The following is a 19,851-nucleotide window of genomic DNA, read 5'->3' as shown; positions in this document are numbered from 1 at the left end:
TGGACAGAGCGCTCATACTAACAGTATTCCATTATCGAAAGGAGCGGGAGCGCATTGACAAATGAACATGAATATCAGTCTGCAGAAGCAGCTCCTCAGCAAGACGAACAAAAGCAAAATAAATCAGATCTAGTAAATAAAATTCAACAGCTTGGTCAAACAAATGTTGCTCAAATGACACCAGATACGAAGATTCACTGTTTGACAATCGTCGGTCAAATTGAAGGACATATGCAGCTTCCACCACAAAACAAAACGACAAAGTACGAGCACGTTATTCCACAAATTGTAGCAATTGAGCAAAACCCAAATATTGAAGGTCTTTTGATTATCCTCAATACAGTTGGTGGAGACGTGGAGGCAGGCCTTGCGATTTCAGAAATGATTGCTTCTCTCTCCAAACCTTCCGTATCAATCGTACTAGGTGGAGGCCATTCCATCGGTGTTCCTATTGCTGTATCGACGGATTATTCGTTTATCGCGGAAACGGCTACCATGACGATTCATCCGGTACGACTAACAGGTCTTGTTATCGGAGTCCCACAAAGCTTTGAATATCTTGATAAAATGCAGGAACGCGTCATTAATTTTGTAACGAAGCATTCAAACATTCAGGAAGAAAAATTTAAAGAGCTGATGCTTTCAAAAGGGAATTTAACACGTGATATCGGTACAAATGTGGTCGGAGCAGACGCGGTAGAGTACGGCTTAATTGATGAAGTAGGCGGAATCGGGCAAGCTCTTCGTAAGCTAAATGAGTTGATTGGTCACGAAGATCAGTCCAATGAGGAGCATCTTCTTCAATGATTTTATACACGATGATGCCGCAAGAGCTGATTTTTCCGACTGAATCAGTTACGGAGGCACAACAAAAGGTTGTAGAGTACAACGGAATTCCATTTGTCGTTATGCAAAATGAGAATGGACAACATCAGATTGTCCGTATGCTAAGCACGAATCCACAAGATTACCTAGACAGTCGCTATCAGCCTGGCGAAACGGTGATGTAAGGCTTAAATTCATTAGCATATCATAGAAACTGAAAGAGAATATGGTATAATAGGATACATCGAAAGCACGTCGAACGTGTTCTTGAGGCATCGCTCCTTGTCTAATTGGCGTGAGAACGCACGATCATAAAAGACAATGGAGAGGTGTCTTTTTGAAGTTTTTAAGGGAACAAGCAGGGGATTGCAAAGAAATGGTGTACTTTTTGTATAGGATCATTTTTACAGCGCAATCTGTGTCGGGTGATTGGAGTGAAAGAATGGCTAAGAAAAAACAACGAAAACGAAGTGAAGCAAAGAAAGAAGAATGGAAGAAAATTTTACAGTATGAATTAATTGGGCTGTTTCTATTTGCGCTTGCATGTATTGGAATGGCTGAGCTTGGAGTAGTAGGTGAAACGCTTGTGCTGTTTATCCGATTTTTTACAGGTGAATGGTACATGCTCAACCTTATTGGCTTATTAATTGTTGCTGTGTATATTATCTGGAAGAGACAGCGTCCAAGCTTTGTCTCAAGACCGTTAATTGGTATTTATATTGTTATACTCGCCATCCTGTTATTTAGTCATGTGACCTTATTTCAAAATTTATCACGAGACGGAATGTTTCAAGATCCATCCGTCATTATGAATACGTGGGATTTATTTTGGCTGGAGGCACAAGGCAAGGCGACAGGCAGCGATCTCGGTGGTGGGATGATTGGTGCAGTGATGTTTGCCGCTTCTTATTACTTATTTGATCAGCTTGGAACGGAATTAATGGCCTCTATTTTAATCATTGTGGGAATTATTTTAATTACAGGTCGTTCGTTGCAAGAAACCTTGTTTCGTATCATTAAGCCAATTGGTTCGTTTATCGTAAATGAGGTACAAGAAGGCATTGAGGATATGAAGGATTGGCTGAATGAAAAGAAGAGTCAGCCAAAACAAGCACGAACACCACGTCCAAAGCGTAAAAAGGTGAAAAATGTGGAGCCTCCACAGGAAGAGGAAACAAATGAGCAGCAAGAGGCACCAGCACCACCACCAAGAACAGCAGGAGGGCCGCAAATTATTGCACACTTTGATCAAGAGGAGGAAGATGCAGCGATTTCGGCTACTCCTCCAGTGTTGAAAGTGGAACCGCCTGTAAAAGCTTCAGCAGCACCGAAAGAAAAGGCAGAGGTAGAAGAGAAGCCGGCACCTATTATGAATTTTGTTGAGCAGGAAAATACGTCATACGAGCTTCCTCCCGTTACGCTTCTTGCTGTACCGAAGAAAAGCAACCAGGCGAAAGAGCATAAAAACATTTATGCAAACGCGGAAAAACTAGAAAAAACGTTTCAAAGCTTTGGCGTAAAAGCAACGGTTGAGAAAGTTCATCTCGGTCCAGCGGTTACGAAGTATGAAGTGCATCCAGATGTCGGAGTGAAGGTAAGTAAAATCGTGAACTTAAGCGATGATTTGGCGCTAGCACTTGCAGCAAAAGATATTCGAATTGAAGCACCGATTCCTGGGAAATCAGCTGTTGGGATCGAAGTGCCGAACGAAGAGGTCGCAATGGTATCGATCCGTGAGGTGCTCGAGACAAAACAAAATAAACGACCAGATTCAAAACTTTTAGTTGGGTTAGGTCGTGATATTTCTGGTGAGGCAGTTCTAGCCGAACTGAATAAAATGCCCCATCTTCTCGTTGCAGGAGCAACGGGCAGTGGGAAAAGTGTTTGTATCAACGGAATTATCGTCAGTATTTTAATGCGCGCAAAGCCACATGAAGTAAAGCTGATGATGATTGACCCTAAAATGGTTGAGCTGAACGTGTATAATGGAATTCCTCATTTACTGGCTCCTGTTGTAACCGATCCGAAAAAAGCATCACAGGCATTGAAAAAAGTAGTAAGCGAAATGGAGCGCCGCTATGAGTTATTCTCTCATACGGGTACAAGAAATATTGAAGGCTACAATGAATATGTAACGCGACATAATGAAGAAGAAGAAGCGAAGCAGCCGCACTTGCCTTACATTGTGGTGATTGTCGATGAGCTTGCTGATTTAATGATGGTTGCTTCATCAGACGTAGAAGATGCGATCACACGACTAGCGCAGATGGCTCGTGCAGCCGGCATTCATTTAATTATCGCCACGCAGCGTCCATCTGTTGACGTTATCACTGGGGTCATTAAAGCGAACATCCCTTCACGTATTGCGTTTAGCGTGTCTTCCCAAACCGATTCAAGAACGATTTTGGACATGGGAGGAGCAGAGAAGCTACTCGGCCGTGGGGACATGCTCTTCATGCCTGTTGGGGCATCGAAGCCTGTCCGTGTTCAAGGGGCATTTCTATCAGATGATGAAGTAGAAACCGTAGTAGATTTCGTCATCTCGCAGCAAAAGGCTCAATACCAGGAAAGCATGATTCCAAGTGATGAGCCTGAACAAACAGATGACTTCGATGATGATTTATACGACGAAGCCGTACAGCTTGTAGTCGAAATGCAGACGGCTTCTGTATCAATGATTCAACGTCGATTCCGTGTGGGCTACAACCGTGCAGCGCGATTGATTGATGCAATGGAGCAACGCGGTGTAGTAGGACCATATGAAGGAAGTAAACCACGAGCTGTTCTCATCTCACAATACGGAAATGAAGAAGTAGGCTCATAATACAGATAATATACAAAAAAGAAGAGTGAATTCCATTCATTCTTCTTTTTTTATCGATTGGAAATGCATATTAAGGAATAAATATTAAAATGTTTGTGAGTAAATAGTAATAGTAATCGTTTACGTTTAAATAGCAACGTGGGGAGAAATGAAAATAAAGGAAAATGACAAGATTCATCTTCTTTTTTAAAAGGAGAGGATTTCTAGGTGTAAATAGTGCAAAATGGGCTAGGGAAAAGAGTGCGAATAAATAAAGGAAATAAAATAGTTGCTAATTTTTTCTATGTAGAGATAGAAAGAGATCAATAGACAAAATGGATTAAAGATATACAAATATAATGTAAAGTTCGGTTATTGTAGCACTTTATTAGAAAATTAATAAATTTTTAAAAGTTTTTTAATAAAATTAATATAACCTATTTATTTATTTGTCGAAAAATGATATATTATTTTCGGTTATGATAGGCGTAAAACATCAGATGTCTGATGACAGATATTTTTGTATGGGGGAACCGATATGTCTATAAAAGTAGATAGTCGACATCTGTATTTGCAAGTAATCGATAACATTAAGCAGAAGATTGCAGAAGGTGTCTACAAAGAAAAAGAGCGCCTTCCATCTGAGTTTGATTTATCGAAACAACTAGGTGTCAGTCGCGCAACGCTGCGTGAGGCTCTTCGAATTCTTGAAGAAGAGAATGTAATTATTAGACGACACGGAGTCGGTACATTTATTAACAGTAGACCGACGTTCAGTTCGGGAATTGAACAACTAAGCAGTGTCACAGATATGATTAAGCAAGCAGGAATGAAGCCGGGAACAATCTTTTTATCCACTCAAATTCAAGAAGCAACAGAAGAGGATAGAGAGCGATTTCAATGTGAGGAAGGCGATTCAATTTTAATGATTGAGCGCGTTCGTACTGCGGATGGACAGCCCGTTGTGTACTGTGTGGATCGAGTGCCGAGGAAATATCTCCCAAACTATTTTTCTGGTGAATTAGAATCATTACTAGACGTATTAAACTTACAGGCTGGGAAAAAAATCTCATATGCGATTGCTCATATAGAGCCGATCGGTTATCATGAAAAAGTGTCACCAGTCCTAGAGTGTAACCCAGAAACAGCACTTTTGGCACTGAAACAAATGCACTACGATGTACAGGACGATCCTATTCTTTATTCATTAAACTATTTTAAAGCGGATCAATTCAGCTTCCACGTATTGAGAAAAAGAACTTAATAGTTTGCTTTAAATTTTCAGAAAATTTTTTATTGGTTTTGGAAACGCTTTTGAGGAGGTGAATGTAAAAAAAGGTAATAAATAGGTTACTTTTTTTAGCATATCCATCATTCTTAGAAAAAAATTGGGGGTCATTTATCAATGAAAAAGGTTAAAGCAGGTTTAGCGTTATCATTAGTGTTAGCGGCAGGAACAATTTTGGGTGCTTGTGGTTCTGACAATGCTGAAAAAGCAGGCGGAGACGGCAAAAATTCAAACTTTAAAGTAGGGATGGTTACAGATACAGGTGGGGTTGATGATAAATCATTTAACCAATCAGCTTGGGAAGGGTTACAAGCATTTGGTAAAAAGCATGGTCTTGAAGAAGGAACAGGCTACAAATATCTTCAATCTACAAAAGCTGACGATTACCAGCCAAACTTAAGCAAATTCGTAGATGCAAACTTTGACTTAACATTCGGAATCGGCTTCTTAATGGAAGATGATATTCAAAAAGCAGCAGAGCAAAATCCGAAATCAAACTTTGCCCTAGTTGACAGCATTTTAACAGATGCAAAAGGAAATCCTGTTACATTAGATAACGTAGCGGCAATTACATTTAAAGAGCACGTTGGTTCATTCTTAGTGGGTGTAGCTGCAGCAAAGCAAACGAAAACAAACAAAGTCGGTTTCATTGGTGGAGTAGACTCTCCGTTAATTAAAAAATTCGAAAGCGGATTTAAAGCTGGTGTAAAATCAGTTAATCCAAAAGCTGAAGTAGTGGTTCAATACGCTGGTGACTTCAATGCTCCAGAAAAAGGTTCATCAATTGCAGCAACAATGTACGAGCAAGGCGCTGATATTATTTATCATGCAGCTGGTGGTACAGGTAATGGTGTGTTCACTGAAGCGAAAAACCGTAAGAAAAAAGGTCAAGATGTATGGGTAATTGGTGTTGACCGTGACCAACATGAAGAAGGTATGCCTGAAAACGTAACGTTAACTTCAATGGTTAAACGTGTAGACGTAGCGGTTCAAGAAGTAACGCAAGAAGCAATGGATGGAAAATTCCCTGGTGGTAAAGAAGTAGTATTCGGTCTTGAAGAAGATGGCGTTGGAATCGCTCCAACAAAAGACAATCTTACTGAAGACACGTTAAAAGCAGTAGATGAGTACCAACAAAAGATTCTTAAAGGCGAAATCAAAGTACCAGCAACTGACGATGAGTACAAAGAATTCGAATCAACTTTAAAATAAACGTGAGCACACGCTCATAAAGCAATGACGTATGTAATGTTTGTATTAGGGTGACTCCTGCTCCTATGGAGTCACCCTCTTTGTGAATAAAGATAACCTTCTAGTTTCATAGAGAACGTACAGGTAGAAGGAGGGTACATTGTGGAATATGTAATTGAAATGCTAAATATTCGAAAAGAATTCCCTGGTATCGTAGCAAACGATAATATTACGCTTCAGGTACAAAAGGGTGAAATACATGCGCTTCTAGGTGAAAATGGAGCCGGTAAGTCTACGCTCATGAACGTGCTATTTGGACTATATCAGCCAGAAAAAGGCGAAATCAAGGTTCGTGGTGAAGAAGTAAAGATTACGAACCCGAACGTGGCAAATGGCCTAGGGATCGGGATGGTTCATCAGCACTTTATGCTAGTTGAAAAATTCACGGTAACGGAAAACATCATTTTAGGTAGTGAGCCAACAAAGGCGGGGAAAATTCAAATTAAAGAATCCGCACAAAAAATTGAAGCACTATCAAAACAGTACGGGTTATCCGTTGATCCGTATGCCAAAATTGAAGACATTTCTGTAGGTATGCAACAGCGCGTCGAAATCTTAAAAACGCTGTACCGCGGTGCTGATATTTTAATCTTTGATGAGCCGACAGCGGTACTAACGCCGCAGGAAATTCAAGAACTTATTCAAATCATGAAAAACTTAATTAAAGAAGGAAAATCCATCATTTTAATTACGCACAAATTAAAAGAGATTATGTCTGTTTGTGATCGCTGTACGGTTATCCGTAAAGGAAAAGGAATCGGCACTGTAACGGTAGCTGACACAAACGCGGACGAGCTTGCTTCTTTAATGGTTGGACGTGAAGTGCATTTTAAAACAACGAAAAAAGATGCCGTTCCACAAGGAGTGGTGCTTGATATTCAGGACTTAGTAGTTGAGGACTCCCGCGGCGTTTCCGCTGTGAATGGTCTAAATCTTGAAGTGCGTTCCGGAGAGATTGTAGGGATTGCTGGAGTGGAAGGAAACGGCCAGACGGAACTCATCGAAGCTATTACAGGACTTCGTAAAGCAAAATCAGGCTCTGTTAAGTTAAAAGACCTTGATCTGACACCGCTTAGCACAAGAAAGATTACGGAGGCTGGGGTAGGTCATATTCCTCAGGATCGACATAAGCATGGGCTAGTGCTTGATTATACGATCGGAGCAAATACGGCTCTTCAAACGTATTACAAAAAGCCGTTCTCAAAAGGCGGAATTTTAAACTACAAAAAAATCTATGAAAAAGCCCGAACGTTAATTAAGGAATTTGACGTTCGCACACCGAGTGAATTTACGCCAGCACGTGCTCTTTCAGGGGGAAATCAGCAAAAGGCGATCATCGCCCGTGAAGTGGATCGAAGCCCTGAATTACTGATTGCGGCACAGCCTACTCGTGGTCTTGATGTGGGGGCTATTGAGTTTATTCATTCTAAGCTAGTGGAAGAGCGCGACAAAGGACGCGGCGTTTTACTCATATCACTAGAGTTAGATGAAGTTATGAACTTAAGCGATCGTATTGCGGTCATCTATGAAGGGAAAATTGTTGCCGTTGTTGATCCAAAAACAACGAACGAACAAGAGCTTGGCTTATTGATGGCTGGTGGAAAGCAAGAGAAAGTTGGTGCATCATCATGAAGATATTAAGAAATGAGCGCTTTATCAATGTTCTCATTCCGATAGTAGCAGCGATCTTGGGACTGTTAGTGGGCGGTATCATCATGTTAATCGGTGGCTATGATCCAGTGTTTGGTTATCAGTCGTTGTTTGACGGGATGGTCGGAGATCCGAAGGCGCTTGGAGAAACCGTACGTGCGATGACTCCGCTTATCTTAGCTGGGATTGCCGTGGCGTTTGCGTTTAAAACGGGGTTATTCAACATCGGGGTTGAAGGTCAGCTTCTTGTAGGCTGGTTTGCCGCCGTTTTTGTTGGATACAAATTTGATTTACCGGCGGTTATTCATATTCCGCTCTCACTTTTAGCAGCAGCAGCTGCAGGAGCCATTTGGGGATTTGTTCCAGGTTTCTTGAAAGCACGCTTTCGCGTAAATGAAGTTATCGTTACGATTATGATGAACTACATCGCACTATATACAACAAGCTTCTTAATTAAGACGTATATATATGGCGGAAACGAAAAGTCGTATAACATTAAAGAGTCAGCTTCACTCGCATCACCGTTTTTTGCATCGATTACGGAAAATTCTCGTATGCACTACGGAATCTTTGTTGCGCTTTTAGCTGCAATTGTTATGTGGTTTTTACTATCGAAAACGTCGAAAGGCTATGAACTAAAAGCGGTTGGTTACAATCAGCATGCTTCACAATATGCGGGAATGAGCGTAAAAGGAAACATCATTCTTTCCATGGTTATTTCGGGTGCGTTTGCAGGTCTTGCCGGTTCAATGGAAGGGTTAGGAACATTCCAATACATGAACAGCTTATCGTCCTTTACAGGAACAGGATTCGATGGAATTGCGGTAGCACTTTTAGGTGCGAACAGCGCCATTGGTATTGTGCTTGCTTCGTTTTTATTCGGTGGTTTAAAAACAGCTGCACCAGAAATGAACTTTATGGCGAATGTACCATCTGAGCTTGTTGGAATTATTATCGCACTGATCATTTTCTTTGTAGCATCTAGCTACGTTGTTCGCTGGTTTTTAACTCGACTCGGCAAGGAGGGAAAATAAATGAGCTTTCTTGACATTCTTGCGCTAATCACACAGGCTGCGCTTTACTCGGCGGCACCGCTCATTTTTACAGCTCTAGGAGGCGTATTTAGCGAACGATCAGGGGTTGTAAATATTGGATTAGAAGGTCTTATGCTTTTTGGCGCTTTTACAGGTATCGTTACGACACTGACGTTTCAAGATTCACTCGGTGCAGCTGCTCCTTGGTTAGGAATAGGGCTAGCGGCACTTGCAAGCATGATTTTTGCCCTTATTCATGCTGTTGCAACAATCACATTAAAAGCTGATCAAACCGTCAGCGGTGTGGCACTGAACTTCTTAGCAGCGGGTCTATCTGTCTTCTTAATTAAAAACATCTATGGAAAAGGTCAAACTGATTTTATCCAAGTTCGTATTGATAAAATCGATGTTCCGGTTCTATCGAAAATTCCGGTCATTGGAGATCTATTCTTTAAATCTGTACCGGCTACTTCGTACATTGCGATTGCACTTGCGTTTTTCGTTTGGTACATCATTTATAAAACGCCGTTCGGTCTTCGTCTTCGCTCTGTTGGGGAACATCCAATGGCAGCAGATACGATGGGGATCAACGTTACAGCTATGCGCTATGTAGGGGTTATGCTTTCTGGTTTGTTTGCTGGAATTGGTGGGGCTGTGTACGCAACATCTATTGCAACAAACTTCTCTGGAACGACAATTGCTGGACAAGGTTTCTTAGCGCTAGCAGCGATGATTTTCGGAAAATGGCATCCGCTAGGAGCACTGGGTGCTGCATTATTCTTCGGGCTTGCACAATCACTTAGTATCACAGGTGAGCAAATTCCGTACATTCAAGAAATTCCAAATGTGTTGCTAAAAATTGCGCCGTATTTATTAACAATTTTAGCGCTAACTGGATTTGTTGGACGTGCAGATGCACCGAAAGCACTTGGTACACCGTACGAAAAAGGTAAGAGATAAAGTCACGATTTAAGCGGTGTACTCACCGCTTCATGAAAGGAAGTGCCCTTCTTCTTTATAAAAGGTGGAGGACATTTCCTTTTATTTTGTTGACAAAGGGATTTTAACATTACTATAATTAATCTCGTAAGTCGAAAAATTTTGCCAATTACATAAATTTATAGTTACCAAAAATAAAGATGCGAAATCGCTTAAAAGGGAATGTGGTGAAATTCCACAGCTGCCCCCGCAACTGTAAGTGTGGACGAAATGATGAAACCACTGTCGAAAGTAGACGGGAAGGAATCAAAGTAGGCTGATACACGAGTCAGGAGACCTGTCTTTATTTTGAATGTTTCAATTTTTCGGGGATGGAAAGTTCGAGGCGTTGGTGCGGTGAAGAAGTCTATCCTTCTTCCCTTATTAACGATGCTCGGCCAAATTCCTTGGCGGAGTTTTTTTTATGTTCACTACAAATTGAATATTCGTTATGACGGTGTGTAGCTTCAAAGAGGAGCTGCGCTTAAAAGGGAAGATGGTGAAAATCCATCACGGTACCCGCCACTGTAAACGGTGAGTTTTATTGCACAATGCCACTGAATGCTCGGGAAGGCGCAATAAAATGATGAACCAAAGTCAGGAGACCTGCCGTCACAACAACTACTTCGTCTACGGGACTATAGACAGAAGTGCAGGCGTATGCTGATGTAATCTGTCTATTATTCTGCACCTCTATCTATTGATAGAGGTGTTTTTTTGTTTTAAAGCTTAACCATTTTAAAAAATGTGCCAAAAAGAATGGAGTGTTCATATGACAACCTGGAATTTAGAAGGAATGAAAAAACACGTACTAATGTGTAATGGATCAAGCTGTATGCGTAAAGGAGGAGAAGAGGTTACGGTGGCGATCCGCGATGAAATTAAGACGCTTGGCTTGGACGAGCACGTGCATACATCTCGTACAAGATGTAACGGTCGCTGTAAGGATGCGTGTGTAGTCGTTGTATATCCTGAAGGCGCTTGGTATGAAGGGATGACACCAGACAAAGCTCGTTTGATGGTGCAAAGTCATTTGCGTGATAACGTGCCTCTGCATGATTCTCTCGTCTACCACTTTGAAGAAGGACAGCTTGCTCGTACGGGTCATACAGAAGCGATCAAAGGAATTGAAAAGAATAAGGATGAAAAGAAAGAGTCTGTTAAGTCGTAATTCAATAGAAAGGAGTGGAATAGGAGATGAGCGGAAAAGTACTGGTCGTGGGATTTGGACCTGGAAGCTTTGAACATATTACGGAGCGTGCAAAAAAAGCGATTCAAGAGAGCGATATGATTATTGGATACAAAACGTACGTTGAGTTGATAAGCGGCCTGCTTGGGGATCAACAAATCATTAGCACCGGAATGACGGAAGAAGTAAGTCGGGCACAAGAAGCGGTGAAGCAGGCAGAGCAAGGTAAAACGATCGCTGTTATTTCAAGCGGAGATTCGGGCGTATATGGGATGGCTGGACTTGTCTACGAAGTATTAGTTGAAAAAGGCTGGAAACCGACTGATGGAATAAAAGTGGAGGTTGTCCCGGGGATTTCAGCCATTAATTCCTGTGCGTCACTGCTGGGGGCCCCTGTTATGCACGATTCGTGCACGATTAGTTTAAGTGATCACCTCACACCGTGGGAGCTCATTGCAAAGCGGCTAGATGCGGCAGCTCAGGCAGATTTTGTCATTGCGCTTTACAACCCTAAAAGTGGGAGACGAACACGTCAAATTATGGAGGCACAGCGAATTCTACTAAACTATCGCTCGCCTGATACGCCAGTAGGACTTGTGAAGAGCGCTTATCGCGATCGTCAGGAAATCGTTAAAACAACGCTAGCTGACATGCTGCAACACGATATCGGGATGCTGACAACGGTTGTAATTGGAAACTCGTCCACGTTTATGTATGAGGACTTAATGATTACACCAAGAGGCTATCAGCGTAAATACACGCTTAATCAAACGACACAGCCATTAAAGCCTCATCAGCGGTTAAAAAAAGAAGCGGAGCCGTGGGCACTTGATCAAGATGTCGAAATTAAATCGTCTAGAAGATGGGCAGAGGAGGCGCTTCAAGCTGCAAGCGGTGAGGCTGCTTCGACCATCGTTCAACAACAGGTGGAAACGATCTTTGAAGTGGCTGTTAGTCCAGGTGTAGTAGAGAAAAAGTTTACTCCAACGCAGCTAGCGACTCTTGCAGCAATCGCGGGAGAAAAAGGAAGCATTGAATATACAACGGACCACTATATGAAGCTATCAATTCCAACTTTATCTCCTCATGAAATAACAGAAAAGCTAGAAGCAGAAGGATTTTTACTTTTTCCGGTTGGCTCGGTTGTCACGGTAAAAGCATGTGACTTTTGCGAAGGAGAAAAGGATTCTTCGATTCCCCAGGTTCAGCAGCTACAGCAACTTCTTGGTGGAATGGATGTTCCTAAGGAATTGAAAATTGGCTTTAACGGATGCGCCATGGCTTGTTACGGCGCGGTAAACGAAGATATTGGCATTGTGTTTCGAAGAGGGAAGTTTGACTTGTTTTTAGGAGCCAAAACAGTTGGTCGCACGGCACATCCCGGACAACCTGTTGCAGAAGGTATTTCCCAGGAAGAGATTGTAGAGATGGTAACAGGCATCGTGCACGAATACAAAGAACAAGGACATGCGAATGAGTCCTTTTATAAATTTTTTAAACGTGTCGGTGCAGTCGGAGGATTTATTCATCGTGATGTCACACCAAAAATCAAATTAGAACCTGTTCCATGCGGGGACGATTAAGAGGAGGAAACATAGATGAAGGCAGTTTTATTTATTGGCCACGGTAGTAGAGATTCAGAGGGCAATGAGCAGGTGCTCGTTGTGACAGAGCGTTTGAAGGGAAAAATGGGAGCGGACATTTTGGTTGAAACGTGTTTTTTAGAGTTCCAGCATCCAACCATTACAGAGGGAATTCAGAACTGTATTGAAAAAGGCGCAAGTCATGTTCATCTTATTCCAATCATGCTTCTACCAGCAGGGCACTCGAAAATCCATATTCCAGCTGCCATTGATGAAGCAAAAGAACAGTATCCACATATCGGCTTCACGTACGGACGTCCAATCGGCATTCATGAAGAAACGTTTGAAATTTTAAAAACGCGCCTTCACGAGCTAGGAGAAAACACGGAATCACCAGCAGATGACACGGCTATTCTGCTTTTAGGAAGAGGCGGAAGTGATCCGGATGCAAATAGCGAACTTTACAAAATTAGCCGTCTTCTATGGGAAAAAACGAACTATAAGATGGTCGAACCTGCTTTTATGGGAGTGACGGACCCGCTTGTCGCACAAGGTATTGAACGATGTGTGAAACTAGGAGCGAAACGAATTATCATTTTACCTTATTTCCTCTTTACAGGGATCTTAATTAAGCGATTAGAGGGAATGGTCGAACAGTTTAATAATCAGTCGAATGGGACCGTGGTGTCACTTGCGGGCTACTTCGGCTTTCATGAAAAACTGGAGACGATCCTTCTTGACCGAGCACACGAGGCGTTAGAGGGAGAAGTGAAAATGAACTGTGATACGTGCGTGTATCGTAAAGAAGCGATGGAGCACATAGATCACCATCATCATCATCACGATCATGATCACCACCACCATCATGATCATAGCCACCATCATCATGATCATAGCCACCATCATCACGAGCTTGAGAAGGCAGGGAAATAAGATGATTCTATGCTTAGCGGGTACGAGTGACGCACGTGAATTAGCACGCAAGCTAAAACAAGCCGAGCATTCCGTGCTTGCAACAGTAGTAACTGAAAATGCTGCTATTGAGTTGAAAAATGAGAACATTCCTGTAAGAGTCGGCCGCTTAACGGCAGAAGAGATGGAGAAAATCATTCAAGACCTCAAGATTACGTTAGTAGTAGATGCGAGTCATCCGTTTGCAGAAGAAGCTTCTAAAAATGCAATTGCAGCGGCCGCCAATACGTCGATCCCGTATATCCGCTATGAGCGCGCACACCACGTTATTGATGATCCGCTTCTTCAGGTTGTCGAAAGCTATGAAAAGGCGGCAAAGCTTGCAGCGCTTCGTGGAGGCACCGTCATGCTAACAACGGGAAGCAAAACGCTCCAGGTGTTTACAAATGAACTGCTGCATTTGCCAAATGTAAAGCTTATCGCTCGAATGCTTCCTCGTAAAGACAACATGGAAAAATGTGAGCAGCTCGGTTTGCCACAGAAGCATATTATCGCTATTCAAGGGCCCTTTACAAAAGAATTTGATCAGGCTCTTTATAAGCAGTACGGCGTCACGACGATGATTACAAAAGAAAGTGGGAAAGTCGGATCAGTCGATCAAAAGCTTGAGGCCGCGAAGGATTTAGGGGTCCATGTCATTGTGATTAAGCGTCCTGACATTTCATATGGGAACGTGCATCAAACATTTGAGGACGTGCTAACAGCCGTACATCAGTTATCTAAGGGGGAGAAGTAATGGATTTTCGTACAGAGTTTAAACCGTTAACCGTGCAGCCACAGCAAATTGAAGGAAAAAGCTTCGAAATGATTACAGAAGAAATCGGGGAACATCCTTTTACACAAGAGCAATATCGGGTTGTTCAGCGTGTTATTCACGCTTCAGCCGATTTTGAGCTTGGGCGAAGTATGGTGTTTCACCGTGATGCTATTCAAGCAGGGATCAAAGCGATCAGAAGCGGAAAACGAGTTGTGGCAGATGTGCAAATGGTACAAGTTGGCGTAAGTAAACAGCGCATCGAGCAATTTGGCGGTGACATTCGCGTGTATATTTCAGATGAGGATGTAATGGAAGAAGCAAAACGTTTGGATACGACTCGTGCCATTATTTCGATGAGAAAGGCCGTAAAAGAAGCGGACGGCGGCATTTTTGCGATTGGAAATGCACCGACGGCTCTTTTAGAGTTAATTCGCCTTATTAAAGAAGGAGAAGCAAGACCAGGACTCGTCATTGGTCTTCCAGTTGGCTTTGTGTCCGCTGCGGAATCAAAAGAGGAGCTCGCAAAGCTTGATATTCCGTTCATCACAAACATCGGTCGAAAAGGTGGGAGTACGGTAACAGTTGCGGCGTTAAACGCGATTTCGCTTTTAGCAACAGCCGTTCAGTGAGATGGAAGCAAAGAAACAAACGGAAGAAAAGCCGCTTCGCCAAGGCTATACGACAGGAGCATGTGCGACTGCTGTCACAAAAGCGGCTCTAACAGCGCTTATTACCGGTATTCCGCAAACAGAAGCAACCATCTATTTACCGATCAAGAAATTTGCTACGTTTCAGATGGAAAGCTGTGAATGGCTAGACGGTTCTGTCAAAACTTCGACGATTAAAGACGCTGGGGATGATCCGGATGCCACGCACGGTGCGCTCATTGAAGCGACCGTAAGCTTTCAGCCTGAAGGCGTTACGCTAGACGGTGGGGTAGGCGTTGGACGCGTGACGAAGCCTGGACTACCTGTTTCGGTGGGAGAAGCGGCTATTAATCCCGTACCGCGGAAAATGATTTTACAGGTGGTCGAGGACGTACTAACGGAATACGGGGTGAAAACGGGCGTACGAGTCATTATCTCGGTTCCGAAAGGAGAGGAAATGGCTGAAAAAACGCTGAACGGTCGCCTCGGTATTATTGGCGGTATTTCCATTCTAGGCACAAGGGGAACTGTGGTGCCGTTTTCTACCTCTGCTTACATGGCAAGTATCGTTCAAGCGATCAGCGTTGCAAGAGCGTCTAATTGTGAGCACGTTGTCATTACGACAGGTGGGAGAAGCGAAAAGTACGCAATGAAGCAGTATCCACATTTGCCAGAGGAAGCTTTTATTGAAATGGGTGATTTTGTTGGCTTCACGCTGAAGCAATGCAAAAAGCAAGGTGTAAAAAAAGTATCAATGGTTGGGATGATGGGGAAATTCTCAAAGGTCGCACAGGGCGTTATGATGGTTCATTCTAAGAGCGCTCCTGTCAGTCTCGCATTCTTGTCCGAAGTGGCGGCCCAATCAGGAGCCTCTGATTCACTTGTAGAAGAGATTAAGGAAGCAAATACAGCATCACAGGCAGCCGAAATAATGGCGGGAAACGAATCTTTTTTTACAAAGCTTTGTACATATTGCAATCAATCAGCTTTAACTGAAGTAAAAGGTGATCTAACGATTGAAACGACGCTGTACACGATGAAAGGCGAACAATTAGGAAAGGCGATGGTCGAGAGTGGGGATTAAGGTAATTGGAATAGGAGATAGTGGTGTAGCTAGTATTCTTCCAACCTATCAGCAGTGGATTGATGAAAGCGAACTGCTCGTTGGAGGGGAGCGGATGCTAGACTTCTTCCCAAATTTTCAAGGAGAGAAACGTAGCATTACAAGTGGTTTGTCCTCTCTTGTAGAAGAATTAAAAAATGAAACGCGCCAAACGGTCGTATTGGCATCAGGTGATCCGCTTTTCTACGGAATTGGGAGCTACTTATCTAAAAAACTACCAATAGAGCTGTACCCTAGCGTGAGCTCGATTCAGCTTGCTTTTGCTAGAATAGGAGAAGGTTGGCAAGATGCAACGATGATTAGCGTACACGGTCGCTCGATGACGGGACTAGCGCAAAAGATAGATGGACAGAAGAAGATCGTGCTTCTTACCGATCATGAGAACTCTCCTTCCATCATTGCCAAATATCTGTTGTCATATGGGATGGACGAATATGAAATGTTTGTGGGGGAAAATCTTGGTGGAGAAGAGGAGCGTACAGGCTGGTGGACGTTAACGGATGCATGCGAACACTCCTTTTCTCCTTTAAATGTGGTTGTGTTAAAACAAGTAAAGAACGGTCCCGTTTGGTCACTTGGTATTGACGATCATGAATTTTACCAGCGTAAGCCCGAAAAAGGTCTGATCACCAAAAAAGAAGTGCGAACATTAAGCGTAAGTGCACTAGAGCTAACGGATACAAGCGTTGTGTGGGATGTTGGTACGTGTACAGGCTCAGTAGCGATTGAAGCGGCACGGATTAGCCGTCACGGCAGCGTATATGCGATTGAAAAAAATGAGGGAGACCTTGCCAATTGCTACCTCAATATGCACAAGTTTCGCACCGACTTTACAGCTGTACTTGGAAAGGCACCTGATCGTCTTCAAGAGTTTCCTGATCCTGATGCAGTATTTATTGGAGGAACCGCAGGAGATATGAATGGAATTTTGGATCAGAGCTGCGAGCGCTTAAAGCCAAACGGTCGTATCGTACTAAACGCGGTGACGATTGAAAACATGATGGACGCAGTGAGAGGATTTAAAGAGCGAGGGTTTGCTGTTGATATTATGCTCATTCAGGCCTCTAGAAGTAAGCCTATTTTAAATCTTACTCGCTTTGACGCACTAAATCCTATTTATATTATTACAGCAAGACGAGAAACGGAGGAAGAAAAATGATTGGAACGTTATACGGTCTTGGTGTTGGTCCTGGAGACCCAGAGCTTATTACCGTGAAAGCCTTCCGAAAATTGAAGGAATCTCACGTAATCGCTTACCCCAAAAAGCGTCAAGGAAGTAAAAGCTATGCCCATAAAATTATTGATGTGTACGTGAACCCAGCAGAAAAGGAAATGCTTGGTCTGGTGTTTCCGATGACAAAAGATCCTGCCATTTTAAACGAGCAGTGGATGCGAACGGTTGAGAAGGTATGGGAGAAGCTTCAGGAGGGGAAAGACGTTGCATTTGTCACGGAAGGTGATCCTCTTTTATACAGTACCTTTATTCATATGATGAAAATGATGCGTGAAGAGCATCCAGAAGTAGAGGTGCAGGTTGTCCCAGGTATTTCTTCCTTTAACGGTGCTGCATCACGATTAGCTCTTCCACTTGCGGATGGTGATGATCATGTAGCGATCATTCCAGCAACGGGCGATCGTGAAAAGATGAAGCAGGCGCTCGAACAGCACGACTGTGTGGTCTTTATAAAAGTAGCAAAGGTGATGGATGTTATGATCGATGTCTTAAATGAGCTTGGGCTTGCGGAGAAAGCATCTGTCATTACGAAGGTTACGTCTGATGAAGAAGTCGTTTGGAACATAAATGAATTACATAACGTTGATCTCGAATATTTAACATTAATGGTGGTGAGAAAATGAAGCTATATATTGTTGGCGCAGGACCAGGAGATCCAGATTTAATTACGGTAAAAGGCTTAACCCTCTTACAAGAAGCGGATGTGGTGCTTTATGCAGACTCTCTTGTGAGTGAGGAACTGATTAAAAAAGCGAAGCCAGATGCGGAAATTATTAAAACGGCCGGCATGCATTTGCAAGAAATGGTCGAAGTAATGGTGCAACATGTAAAAACAGGAAAAAAGGTCGTTCGTGTTCACACGGGTGATCCTGCGGTGTACGGAGCAATTATGGAGCAAATGGCGTTACTTAAAAAAGAAGGAATTGAAACGAAGATTATCCCAGGTGTGAGCTCTGTATTTGCGGCTGCAGCGGCTGTTGGAGCAGAATTAACGATTCCTGACTTAACACAGACCCTTATTTTAACAAGAGCGGAAGGACGAACGCCTGTCCCAGAGTTCGAAAAACTACGTGACCTCGGAAAGCATCAGTGTACCATTGCGCTCTTTCTGAGTGCGACGCTGACGAAAAAAGTGATGAAGGAATTTATAGCGGCCGGTTGGAGTAAGGATACTCCAGTTGCGGTCGTCTATAAAGCCTCATGGCCCGATGAAAAAATTGTCCGAACGACCGTTGAACATCTAGATAAAGATATGAAGAAAAATGGGATTCGAAAGCAAGCCATGATTTTAGCTGGCTGGGCACTAGACCCGGATATCCATGACAAAGATTATCGCTCAAAGTTATATGACCAAGCCTTCACTCATGGGTATCGTAAAGGAGTGTCAACGAGATGATTTCATTGCAAGAGTCGATGATACCTGACGTTAAAGTAGACGGCGATTATGCGCTTGTTGCGATTACAAAGCACGGGGTGGAGCTTGCCAGAAAATTACGTGCAACCTTTCAGCATGCCGATCTTTACTACATGAGCAAGTTTGGTAAAGGAGACGAGTCAGAAAAGCAAATTCAATTATTTGAGGGAAGCGTTCGATTGTTGCTTCCTTCTCTTTTTCAACGATATAAAGGGATTATTTTAATTATCTCGTTAGGAGCCGTTGTTCGAATGATTGCTCCGCTTTTAAAAGATAAAAAAGTGGATCCAGCGGTTGTCGTGATCGATGATAAAGGCGAAAATGTGATTAGTGTTCTTTCAGGTCATATCGGAGGAGCGAATGAGCTAACGAGGGAAGTCGCGGCTCTTTTACAGGCACATCCCGTGATCACAACGGCTTCAGATGTTCAGAAAACGATTCCCGTTGACTTATTTGGAAAGCGTTTTGGCTGGGTGTGGGAATCAGCAGAGAAGCTGACTCCCGTTAGTGCGTCAGTCGTAAACGAAGAGAGAGTGGTGATCGTGCAAGAGTCCGGTGAGCGTAGTTGGTGGAATTACGACCATCCATTGCCTGCTCATTTTACTTATAAACGTTCAACTAGAGAAGCACTAAATGAAGATTTTCAAGCTGCACTTGTTGTCACACATCGTATCTTATCCAAAGACGAAGAGGTGCTGCTACATAACGGTGTTCTTTATCGGCCAAAAACAATTGCTCTTGGAATTGGATGTAATAGAGGAACAACGAAGGAAGAAATCGAAGCAGTAATAGAGGAAACGTTAGATGAACTCCGCTTCTCTATTAAAAGCGTCAAAGCGATTTGTACGATTGATTTGAAAAAAGACGAACAGGGACTCATTGAGCTCGTCAATCAGCACGGATGGGAATTTGTTTATTACACGCCCGAACAGATGAATGAAGTGGAAATCAACGCACCGTCTGATACGGTTTTTAAATATACGGGTGCTTACGGGGTAAGTGAGCCTGCCGTTCGTTTGTATAGCGGAGCGAAATCTCTTGAAGTAGAGAAAAAGAAGTCGGGAAATGTGACGATCTCTGTTGCAGTAATTCCATTTTCGTAA

At 42.9% G+C, this 19,851-nt stretch carries 19 protein-coding genes and 2 riboswitches; all 19 genes read left to right on the top strand.

Features of this window, described 5'->3' with window-relative positions; translation table 11 throughout:
- The first annotated feature begins 54 nt into the window (after window positions 1–54).
- The 19 genes from IE339_RS16915 (at window position 55) to IE339_RS16825 (ending at window position 19,851) form a co-directional block, all read left to right on the top strand.
- Entirely contained in the window at window positions 55–807 is a 753-nt protein-coding gene (locus tag IE339_RS16915) for a ClpP family protease (RefSeq protein ID WP_242169436.1), read from the top strand.
- Window positions 804–1,010 (top strand): YlzJ-like family protein, encoded by a 207-nt coding sequence (locus IE339_RS16910; RefSeq protein ID WP_242169434.1) that lies wholly within the window; start codon window positions 804–806, stop codon window positions 1,008–1,010. Before IE339_RS16915 ends, IE339_RS16910 begins: the two co-directional genes overlap by 4 nt.
- A gap of 257 nt (window positions 1,011–1,267) precedes the next feature.
- On the top strand, window positions 1,268–3,649 hold the full coding sequence (locus IE339_RS16905; protein WP_242169432.1) for a DNA translocase FtsK: 2,382 nt from the start codon (window positions 1,268–1,270) through the stop codon (window positions 3,647–3,649).
- 517 nt (window positions 3,650–4,166) lie between these two features.
- On the top strand, window positions 4,167–4,892 hold the full coding sequence (locus IE339_RS16900; protein WP_242169430.1) for a GntR family transcriptional regulator: 726 nt from the start codon (window positions 4,167–4,169) through the stop codon (window positions 4,890–4,892).
- Between the two features lie 141 nt (window positions 4,893–5,033).
- A complete protein-coding gene (locus IE339_RS16895; RefSeq protein ID WP_242169428.1) occupies window positions 5,034–6,128 on the top strand; it encodes a BMP family lipoprotein in 1,095 nt (364 codons plus the stop codon).
- A 141-nt stretch (window positions 6,129–6,269) separates the two neighbouring features.
- Window positions 6,270–7,799, top strand: coding sequence for an ABC transporter ATP-binding protein (locus tag IE339_RS16890; RefSeq protein WP_242169426.1), 1,530 nt, complete (start codon window positions 6,270–6,272; stop codon window positions 7,797–7,799).
- Window positions 7,796–8,851 carry an ABC transporter permease gene (locus IE339_RS16885; protein ID WP_242169424.1) on the top strand — a complete coding sequence of 352 codons (1,056 nt, stop codon included), beginning with the start codon at window positions 7,796–7,798 and terminating at the stop codon, window positions 8,849–8,851. The genes IE339_RS16890 and IE339_RS16885 overlap by 4 nt, the downstream gene beginning before the upstream one ends.
- The gene (locus tag IE339_RS16880; RefSeq protein WP_242169423.1) at window positions 8,852–9,811 is read left to right on the top strand and encodes an ABC transporter permease; all 960 of its coding nucleotides are present in this window, start codon (window positions 8,852–8,854) and stop codon (window positions 9,809–9,811) included.
- Between the two features lie 160 nt (window positions 9,812–9,971).
- Window positions 9,972–10,149: riboswitch (cobalamin riboswitch) on the top strand.
- Complete coding sequence (locus IE339_RS16875) at window positions 10,139–10,294, top strand: hypothetical protein (protein ID WP_242169421.1); 156 nt, start codon at window positions 10,139–10,141, stop codon at window positions 10,292–10,294. Its footprint overlaps the riboswitch before it by 11 nt.
- Window positions 10,268–10,457, top strand: a riboswitch (cobalamin riboswitch). Its footprint overlaps the gene before it by 27 nt.
- Before the next feature lie 144 nt (window positions 10,458–10,601).
- Window positions 10,602–11,000, top strand: a complete 399-nt coding sequence (locus IE339_RS16870) for a (2Fe-2S) ferredoxin domain-containing protein (RefSeq protein ID WP_242169419.1) — start codon at window positions 10,602–10,604, stop codon at window positions 10,998–11,000.
- Window positions 11,001–11,026: 26 nt separating this feature from the next.
- The gene (gene cobJ / locus IE339_RS16865; protein WP_242169417.1) at window positions 11,027–12,601 is read left to right on the top strand and encodes a precorrin-3B C(17)-methyltransferase; all 1,575 of its coding nucleotides are present in this window, start codon (window positions 11,027–11,029) and stop codon (window positions 12,599–12,601) included.
- 15 nt (window positions 12,602–12,616) lie between these two features.
- Window positions 12,617–13,534: a sirohydrochlorin chelatase gene (locus IE339_RS16860; RefSeq protein WP_242169414.1), complete on the top strand. Its 918-nt coding sequence runs from the start codon at window positions 12,617–12,619 to the stop codon at window positions 13,532–13,534.
- A 1-nt stretch (window position 13,535) separates the two neighbouring features.
- Window positions 13,536–14,309 (top strand): precorrin-6A reductase, encoded by a 774-nt coding sequence (gene cobK / locus IE339_RS16855; protein ID WP_242169412.1) that lies wholly within the window; start codon window positions 13,536–13,538, stop codon window positions 14,307–14,309.
- Window positions 14,309–14,959, top strand: a complete 651-nt coding sequence (locus tag IE339_RS16850; RefSeq protein WP_242169410.1) for a precorrin-8X methylmutase — start codon at window positions 14,309–14,311, stop codon at window positions 14,957–14,959. The genes cobK and IE339_RS16850 overlap by 1 nt, the downstream gene beginning before the upstream one ends.
- Window position 14,960: 1 nt before the next feature.
- Window positions 14,961–16,061, top strand: coding sequence for a cobalt-precorrin-5B (C(1))-methyltransferase (locus IE339_RS16845; RefSeq protein WP_242169408.1), 1,101 nt, complete (start codon window positions 14,961–14,963; stop codon window positions 16,059–16,061).
- A complete protein-coding gene (cbiE, locus tag IE339_RS16840; protein WP_242169406.1) occupies window positions 16,051–17,259 on the top strand; it encodes a precorrin-6y C5,15-methyltransferase (decarboxylating) subunit CbiE in 1,209 nt (402 codons plus the stop codon). The genes IE339_RS16845 and cbiE overlap by 11 nt, the downstream gene beginning before the upstream one ends.
- Window positions 17,256–17,957 carry a precorrin-2 C(20)-methyltransferase gene (gene cobI / locus IE339_RS16835; protein ID WP_242169404.1) on the top strand — a complete coding sequence of 234 codons (702 nt, stop codon included), beginning with the start codon at window positions 17,256–17,258 and terminating at the stop codon, window positions 17,955–17,957. The genes cbiE and cobI overlap by 4 nt, the downstream gene beginning before the upstream one ends.
- The gene (gene cobM, locus IE339_RS16830; protein ID WP_242169402.1) at window positions 17,954–18,730 is read left to right on the top strand and encodes a precorrin-4 C(11)-methyltransferase; all 777 of its coding nucleotides are present in this window, start codon (window positions 17,954–17,956) and stop codon (window positions 18,728–18,730) included. The genes cobI and cobM overlap by 4 nt, the downstream gene beginning before the upstream one ends.
- On the top strand, window positions 18,727–19,851 hold the full coding sequence (locus IE339_RS16825; RefSeq protein WP_242169401.1) for a cobalt-precorrin 5A hydrolase: 1,125 nt from the start codon (window positions 18,727–18,729) through the stop codon (window positions 19,849–19,851). Before cobM ends, IE339_RS16825 begins: the two co-directional genes overlap by 4 nt.

The sequence above is a fragment of the Priestia koreensis genome, from assembly GCF_022646885.1.
Taxonomy (GTDB): Bacteria; Bacillota; Bacilli; order Bacillales; family Bacillaceae_H; genus Bacillus_AG; species Bacillus_AG koreensis_A.
The sequence above is the reverse complement of the archived record's forward strand: the minus strand, read 5'-3'. Positions and strand labels throughout refer to the sequence as shown.

What these genes read in the sequence shown, in the direction of transcription:
- IE339_RS16900 (WP_242169430.1), top strand. Translation starts at nt 4,167, where the DNA reads ATGTCTATAAAAGTAGATAGTCGACATCTGTATTTGCAAGTAATCGAT.
- cobK (WP_242169412.1), top strand. Translation starts at nt 13,536, where the DNA reads ATGATTCTATGCTTAGCGGGTACGAGTGACGCACGTGAATTAGCACGC.
- cobJ (WP_242169417.1), top strand. Translation starts at nt 11,027, where the DNA reads ATGAGCGGAAAAGTACTGGTCGTGGGATTTGGACCTGGAAGCTTTGAA.
- cobI (WP_242169404.1), top strand. Translation starts at nt 17,256, where the DNA reads ATGATTGGAACGTTATACGGTCTTGGTGTTGGTCCTGGAGACCCAGAG.
- IE339_RS16825 (WP_242169401.1), top strand. Translation starts at nt 18,727, where the DNA reads ATGATTTCATTGCAAGAGTCGATGATACCTGACGTTAAAGTAGACGGC.
- IE339_RS16845 (WP_242169408.1), top strand. Translation starts at nt 14,961, where the DNA reads ATGGAAGCAAAGAAACAAACGGAAGAAAAGCCGCTTCGCCAAGGCTAT.
- IE339_RS16895 (WP_242169428.1), top strand. Translation starts at nt 5,034, where the DNA reads ATGAAAAAGGTTAAAGCAGGTTTAGCGTTATCATTAGTGTTAGCGGCA.
- IE339_RS16905 (WP_242169432.1), top strand. Translation starts at nt 1,268, where the DNA reads ATGGCTAAGAAAAAACAACGAAAACGAAGTGAAGCAAAGAAAGAAGAA.
- IE339_RS16885 (WP_242169424.1), top strand. Translation starts at nt 7,796, where the DNA reads ATGAAGATATTAAGAAATGAGCGCTTTATCAATGTTCTCATTCCGATA.
- IE339_RS16850 (WP_242169410.1), top strand. Translation starts at nt 14,309, where the DNA reads ATGGATTTTCGTACAGAGTTTAAACCGTTAACCGTGCAGCCACAGCAA.
- IE339_RS16880 (WP_242169423.1), top strand. Translation starts at nt 8,852, where the DNA reads ATGAGCTTTCTTGACATTCTTGCGCTAATCACACAGGCTGCGCTTTAC.
- cobM (WP_242169402.1), top strand. Translation starts at nt 17,954, where the DNA reads ATGAAGCTATATATTGTTGGCGCAGGACCAGGAGATCCAGATTTAATT.
- IE339_RS16910 (WP_242169434.1), top strand. Translation starts at nt 804, where the DNA reads ATGATTTTATACACGATGATGCCGCAAGAGCTGATTTTTCCGACTGAA.
- IE339_RS16860 (WP_242169414.1), top strand. Translation starts at nt 12,617, where the DNA reads ATGAAGGCAGTTTTATTTATTGGCCACGGTAGTAGAGATTCAGAGGGC.
- IE339_RS16870 (WP_242169419.1), top strand. Translation starts at nt 10,602, where the DNA reads ATGACAACCTGGAATTTAGAAGGAATGAAAAAACACGTACTAATGTGT.